Consider the following 6,474-nt stretch of genomic DNA (forward strand, 5'->3'; position numbering starts at 1 on the left):
GGAGGATCGATGAAACAGAGGATCAGCATCGTCGTGATGGTCGACGCCGTCGGGGCGTTGTCCGACCGGACGCTGCACAACGGCAATCTCTCGCTGGTCGACGACAGCTCGGCGGGGAGCAGGCACCAGGGGACCCCCGACCTCATCACGGCGGTGGCCCCGGGGCAGGTCGTCCAGTGGACGCCCATCCACGTGGACGTGCAGACCCCCGTCGAGATCCAGGCCATCGAGTTCCTGTCCGGCCCGGCCGGCCAGGCCGCGCCACCGCACCCGGCGGAGTCCTCCACCGTGCCGGCACCCGGTGCCGTGCCCGGGGCGAGGGTCGACGCCATGGGTTCCAACGGATACGAGAACCACGACCTGCTGGTGTGGGAGGGCGTCGTGCCCTACGACATGACGCCCGGCGTCCCGTACCGCTACCGGCTCTCCCTCAGGCTCCACGAAGGCCCCAACAGCGTGCTGCACATCGACTCGCCCGCGCTGCTGCGCGTGTGAGCCACGTTCTGCGAAAGGCGGTTCCATGGCCCAGCAACACGGGATCATCGTGCTCTTCGACGTCGAGAACGCGCTCCGGACGCGGTCGCTCGACGGCAACACGTACTGGTTCGACAACATGAAGTTGTTCGGCTCGGCCGGGGTGGGCACCGAGCAGCTGGTGACGATCGTGCCCGGCACCCACTTCCTCGACGGGTCGCAGGCGACCGAGCAGGTGCTGAACTGGCTGCCCGCGGCACTGGGGTCGATCCCCCCGACGGTGCCGCGCAACTACCTGGCCGAGCAGGAGCGCGCCGACGACCGGCGCACGCTGAACGAGCTGGCCTCGCTCAGCACCGAGGACGGCGTGAGCGACACCGATCTCAAGCGGCTGCAGCGGCGGGTCGGCAAGCGCCCCGCCACGTCGAGCGGCGGACGCGGCCTCACCGCGGCCAAGCTGCTGGACGTCACCGGCAAGACCACGAGCAGCCCCGGCGCGTACAACTACCCGGCTCCGGTGATCACCGACATCACCGGCGAGGCCGTCACCGAGAAGATCATGTATCCGGCCCAGTACGGGTCGCCCGACATGATCTACGACGGCTGGTACTGGGCCGCGACCGTGGACACGAGCCGGCCGGGGGTCTACCCGTACACGGTGCACGTCCAGCTGCACGAGCTGGTCGAGCAGAACGACGAGATGGTCTGGCAGTCCGTGGACCTGACCTGCACGTCGAGCCTCAAGATCATCAACGACCCGAAGCGAAACGGGTTCACCGGTGCCGGGGTGGGCGTGCTCCCCCTCCCCGCCGTCCCGGCCGTCCGCTGACCCGATCCGGAGCGTTTTCGAGCGGAGGAGCCGCATGCCCCCGAGGAACAAGCAGCCAGAACGTCAGCCCGCCCGGCCCGCCCGGCCCGTGACGATCACCGCGGTGGTCGACCCGGTGGCCGCGCTGGCGTCGGAGAACCTGGACGACAACCTCTACTTCTACGACACCAACAAGGCCGCGGGGTCCACCGGTTTCGGTACCCCCGCGCTGCACAGCCGGGTACGCAAGGGCGACACCCTGCTGTGGAACGTGATCCCGCTGGAGTGCGAGACCTACGTGTCCCTCAGCGACATCGAGATCGACCCCCGGATCGCCGAGCCCACGCAGAAGGTGTACCCCGGCACCGACATCGTGTTCTGGACCGCCGAGGTCAAGCAGGAACTCACCGAACCGGTCCCGTACCGGCTCTCGTTCCTGCTCGGCACCGTCGGCACGCCGTTCACCCCCACCGCCCGGCCGACCCTGGCCGGTCCCGCCAGCGAGGGAAAGGAAGGCCGATGACCCAGGCGTACGCGGCCACGGACTTCGCCGATCGCGGCCAGCTCAACTCCGTCCAGCTGAACGTGGTGACCCTCGTCGACATGGAGCGGGCCGCCGCGACGAAGTCCCTCGAAGGCTGCCTCTACATGATGGACAACAGCGTCGGCGGGATCGGGCAGGGCGCCGACCACCTGGAGACCATCTGCAAGCAGGGTCAGGTGATCAACTGGATCATCCGCCCGATCGACATGCACCGCGGAGCGGACGGCACCTGGCCCCCGATGCCGAAGATCAACAACATCGTCTTCCTCGACATCGAGAAGGGCGACGAGGACGACGTCGCCGAACGCCGGATCATGACCGAGCTCAAGGTCTACGGCGCTCCCGACCGGATGCGCGACCAGTACACCGCCGTCTACTACTACTGGGCCGGTGCGGTGATGAGCGACGCCCGGCCGGGGCTCTACCGCTACCGGCTCGTCCTGGAGCTGGAGAAGAAACACGGCACCGACAAGCTCTACCTGAACTCGGTCCGCTATCCCGCCCTGCGGGTGCTGCCCGTCTGACGGCCCCCGGGTCCGCGGGCGCGGTGTGGTGAAGGCGCAGGTCATGGCCGCCCGGCGGCGGCCATGACCTGCCGGTACGCGCCCCCGATCCCGCGGATGCGAGACGATCTCTCGTGGTACGGCGAGGTGAACCGGCCGGCGGGGCCCGGCAGCGGATCGAGCCCCCGCCGCCCCGCCACCCCCGCCGCCCGCGGCGGACGGCGGCGGGCGCCCCGGCACGACCGTCGCGAGTGCGCCGGCGCGGACTTCCCGTCACACCGGCATACGGCGACACGATCACCTCCGCGGTGCGGTACTTTCTCCTTTCCCGTCCAAGGAGAGCTCTTTCGACCATGGGTGCCAACCACTCCCACGGCCCGGCCGCCCCGAGTTCTCGTGGCACGGTGTGGGCGACGCTGGCCGTCATCGTTCCCCTGGCGCTGGCCACGCTGACCGCCCTGATCTGGCTGTGGCCCCCTGAGCTCACCTCCACCGGCCAGCCGCCGACCGGCCTGCAGCGGGTGACCGGGACGATCACAGCCGTCACCCTCACCCCGTGCCCGCAGGAGCCGCCCGCGGACGGGCAGCCCCCCGGCCGGCAGCCGCCGGTCGACCCCGCCATCTGCGGCGACGCCAAGGTCGAGCTGACCAGCGGGCCGCAGACCGGCCGTTTCGTCACCAGCGGCCTGCCCAGCGGGCCCGGCTCGCAGAAGTTCGCCGCGGGCGACGACGTGATCCTCATCCACACCCCCGGCGGTGAGCTGGAGATGCCGCCGTACCAGATCTCCGACCACGACCGGTCCTCCCCGCTGTGGCTGGCCGGTGTCGCGTTCGCGGCGGCGGTGATCGCCTTCGGCCGCTGGCGCGGGGTGATGGCGCTGGTCGGGCTGGCCATCACGTTCGTGCTGCTTCTCCTGTTCGTCATCCCGGCGATCCTGACCGGACAGCAGCCGCTGCTGGTCGCCATCGTCGGCGCCGCGGCGATCATGCTCGCGGTGCTCTACCTCACCCACGGCTTCACCATCCCCACCTCGATGGCCGTGGTCGGCACCCTGATCAGCCTCAGCCTGACCGGCGTGCTCTCGTACGCGGCCATCGGCATCGCCCAGCTCAACGGGATCACCGACGAGAGCTCGTTCTACCTGGACGTCAGCTACCGGATCAACACCGAGGGCCTGCTGCTGGCCAGCATCATCATCGGCTCGCTCGGCGTGCTGGACGACGTCACCGTCACCCAGGCCGTCACCGTCACCGAACTCGCGCACGCCAATCCCGGCTACACCTTCGCCCAGTTGTACCGGGCCGCCGCCCGGGTCGGCCGAGCCCATATCGCCTCGGTGATCAACACGATCATCCTCGCCTACGCGGGCGCGTCCCTGCCGCTGCTCCTGCTGGTCAGCGTCGGCGACCAGCCCATCGGCGAGGTGGTGACCAATCCGGTCATCGCCACCGAGATCGTCCGCAGCGTCGTGGGCACGCTGGGACTCATCGCGGCCGTCCCGATCACCACCGCCCTGGCCGCGCTGGCCAGCGCCCGGCGGGCCGCCCCCGACCACCGGTCACTGGCCACGGCGCGCCACCGGCGGCGGACGGACCCCCTGACCGGCTCCGTCACCCGCTCGTAGCGGCCCGCGCGACGGGCGGCTTTCGCGGCCACCGGCCGGCGGAGAGCATCGCGCGCCCTCCCGGGGACCGGCAGCGCGATCACAGGCTCACCGTCCGGCCCTCCGGGTGACCGGGCCTTTTCCCCTCACCGATTCCCCTCACCGGCCCCCCTCATCGGCGCCACGACCGGCCCCGGCCCCGTCTCGCGGAAAACAGGGGGAATAACCGGCCTCCGGCCGCGACTTGGCCCTGGACATGACCGCCACATCATTCGATCCGCGCACGCTGCTCGCGGAAAGCCGGCTCGGTGTCCTCGCGACGATCAAGCCGGACGGCCGCCCCCAGCTCTCCCCCGTCATGCCCTTCTACGACCAGGAGGCCGATGTCGTCTACGTCTCGATGACCGAGGGCCGCGCCAAGACGGCGAACCTGCGCCGGGACCCGCGAGCCACCCTGGAGGTCACCGCCCCCGACGGCTGGTCGTGGGCCACCGCCGAGGGCACCGCGACGCTCACCGGGCCGGGAACCGACCCCCGCGGCCCCGAGGTCGAGGCGCTGGTCGGCTACTACCGCCTCGCCGCCGGGGAGCATCCGGACTGGGACGAGTACCGGTCGGTGATGGTGTCGGACCGCAGGGTGCTCATGGTGATGACGGTCGAGCACGTGTACGGCGCCAGGATCCGCTGACAGCGCTCCGGAGAGGTCCCGCGTGCCCGGGTCCGCGCCGGCGACCGGCCCGGCGGGTCCCGGCCGGGCGGCGTCCCGGGCCCGCCTCCGGAGCCGCCCCCCTTCCGACCTGGGACGATCTCCGGACAATCGTCCGGATCGTCTTTTGGCACGCGATAGCCGACGATGGAGAGGCACCATGTAAGGACGCATGACCTGAAACATGGTTAATCGCTATGCTCTTGAAACACGGCAAAGGGGGCGAGCCTGTGCAGCGCGTGGTGGTCGATCCTGAGGTGCCCAGGGATGTCGCCGAGCTCTTCCGCCGGAACGGTCCGCTGCTCTACCGCCTCCGCACCGGGCGCCCGCCCAGGGACCAGGACGACCCCAGGATCCCCGGAGTGCTCATAGGGGTCTTCGGCGGGACGGCGGCCCTCGCGGCGGCCAGCCTCTTCGCCCTCGGCGCTCCGCTCTCGGCGGCCGTCCTGCTGCTCACCCCGCTGATCGGCCTGTACCTCTTCATCCTCGGGGTGGTCTACCTCGTGAGGAAGCCCTCGCCCGCCGACTCCGTCGAACGGATCCTGTACGCCCACGCGCGGCACTGGCAGGGGCGCTTCCTGATCCTGGAGGACTTCGACCACAACGCCAGGCACCTGCTCGGCCGGGTCCAGCGGGCGATCGACTTCGTCGTGCGCTCGCGGGTCAACGCGATGGGCATGCTCGACAGCGTGCGCAACTCGGTGATGCTGCCCGCCGAGGAGTGGGAGATCGCCCGGCTGCTGACCAAGCTCTCCGCGCTGCGGGCCAAGCACCACAACCTCGCCAGGGGAGGCAGGAGCCCCGAGGTGGTCGCGGCCATGGCCCCGCTGGAACGGGCGCTGGCCGCCAGCGAGGCCGCCGTCCTCGCCCGGGTGGAGGCCCTGGAACGCTACGCGGGCCACGTGGCCGACGCCGAGCGGGCACTGCGCGCCCAGGGACAGATCGAGGTCCTGCGAGCGCACCTGCCCGAGTACGAGCAGCTCGTCGCCGAGACGGGCGCGGCCAGGTTCTCCGTACCGGAGATCGGGCATCTCAGCGACGACGCCGACATGCTTCGGCGAGCGCTCCGCGAGAGCGTACGCTCGGCGCACGAGGCGTTCCGCCATCTCGACGGCTGACGTGAATGTGATCGAACGGAGGTGCGAGCCTGTGCGGCGAGTGGTGGTCGATCCTGAAGTCCCTCCCAAGACCGCCGACCTGTTCCGCCGGCACGCGTCGATGTTGTCACGCATCCGCGCCGGCTGGAGCCCCGAGCCTCCGCCGCCCAACTCGCGCCTGCCCGGGCGGTTCCTGAACGTCGGCGGCGGGGTGGCGGCGATCTTCCTGGTGTGCCTGATGTTCCTCGCCGACGTCGGGCAGCTGCTGTTCTTCATGCTCGCGCTGCTCGTCTTCGTGGTCTTCGTCGGCCTGCTGGCCGCCCGCGAGCCGGCGGAGCCGGAGACGATCGAGCACGAGCTCTACCGCGAGGCCCGCTGGTACGAGGGCCGCTACCTGCTGCCCGCCGAGGACTTCGACTACAACGCCGGGCAGCTGCTCGACCGGACCCAGCAGGCGATCGACTACATCCTGCGCTCGCGGGTCAACGCGATGGGCATGCTCGACAGCGTGCGCAACTCGGTGATGCTGCCCGCGCAGGAGTGGGAGATCGCCCGGCTGCTGACCAAGCTCTCCGCGCTGCGCAACGAGCACCACGAGTTCGTGTACGGCGGCAGCACGCCCGAGGTGGCCGCCGCCATGGCGCCGCTGGAGCGGGCGCTGGCCGCCAGCGAGGCCGCCGTCCTCGCCCGGGTGGAGGCCCTGGAACGCTACGCGGGCCACGTGGCCGACGCCGAGCG

8 protein-coding genes are annotated in these 6,474 nt (G+C 70.8%); all 8 read left to right on the forward strand.

Annotation, left to right across the window (positions count from 1 at the left end; translation table 11 throughout):
• The first annotated feature begins 9 nt into the window (after window positions 1-9).
• On the forward strand, window positions 10-495 hold the full coding sequence (locus tag AB0G15_RS23610) for a hypothetical protein (protein ID WP_362843385.1): 486 nt from the start codon (window positions 10-12) through the stop codon (window positions 493-495).
• A gap of 25 nt (window positions 496-520) precedes the next feature.
• Window positions 521-1,303 (forward strand): hypothetical protein, encoded by a 783-nt coding sequence (locus AB0G15_RS23615; protein WP_362843388.1) that lies wholly within the window; start codon window positions 521-523, stop codon window positions 1,301-1,303.
• A gap of 34 nt (window positions 1,304-1,337) precedes the next feature.
• Window positions 1,338-1,805 carry a hypothetical protein gene (locus tag AB0G15_RS23620; protein WP_362843391.1) on the forward strand — a complete coding sequence of 156 codons (468 nt, stop codon included), beginning with the start codon at window positions 1,338-1,340 and terminating at the stop codon, window positions 1,803-1,805.
• Window positions 1,802-2,350 (forward strand): hypothetical protein, encoded by a 549-nt coding sequence (locus AB0G15_RS23625; protein WP_362843394.1) that lies wholly within the window; start codon window positions 1,802-1,804, stop codon window positions 2,348-2,350. Before AB0G15_RS23620 ends, AB0G15_RS23625 begins: the two co-directional genes overlap by 4 nt.
• Before the next feature lie 332 nt (window positions 2,351-2,682).
• Window positions 2,683-3,954 (forward strand): YibE/F family protein, encoded by a 1,272-nt coding sequence (locus tag AB0G15_RS23630; RefSeq protein ID WP_362843397.1) that lies wholly within the window; start codon window positions 2,683-2,685, stop codon window positions 3,952-3,954.
• A 235-nt stretch (window positions 3,955-4,189) separates the two neighbouring features.
• Window positions 4,190-4,621, forward strand: coding sequence for a PPOX class F420-dependent oxidoreductase (locus tag AB0G15_RS23635; protein ID WP_362843400.1), 432 nt, complete (start codon window positions 4,190-4,192; stop codon window positions 4,619-4,621).
• A 248-nt stretch (window positions 4,622-4,869) separates the two neighbouring features.
• Window positions 4,870-5,757: a hypothetical protein gene (locus AB0G15_RS23640; protein WP_362843403.1), complete on the forward strand. Its 888-nt coding sequence runs from the start codon at window positions 4,870-4,872 to the stop codon at window positions 5,755-5,757.
• 31 nt (window positions 5,758-5,788) lie between these two features.
• Window positions 5,789-6,474: hypothetical protein (locus tag AB0G15_RS23645; protein WP_362843405.1), on the forward strand; the 686-nt coding region annotated here is incomplete at its 3' end.

Source organism: Streptosporangium sp. NPDC023825, assembly GCF_040639575.1.
Classification (GTDB): domain Bacteria; phylum Actinomycetota; class Actinomycetes; order Streptosporangiales; family Streptosporangiaceae; genus Streptosporangium.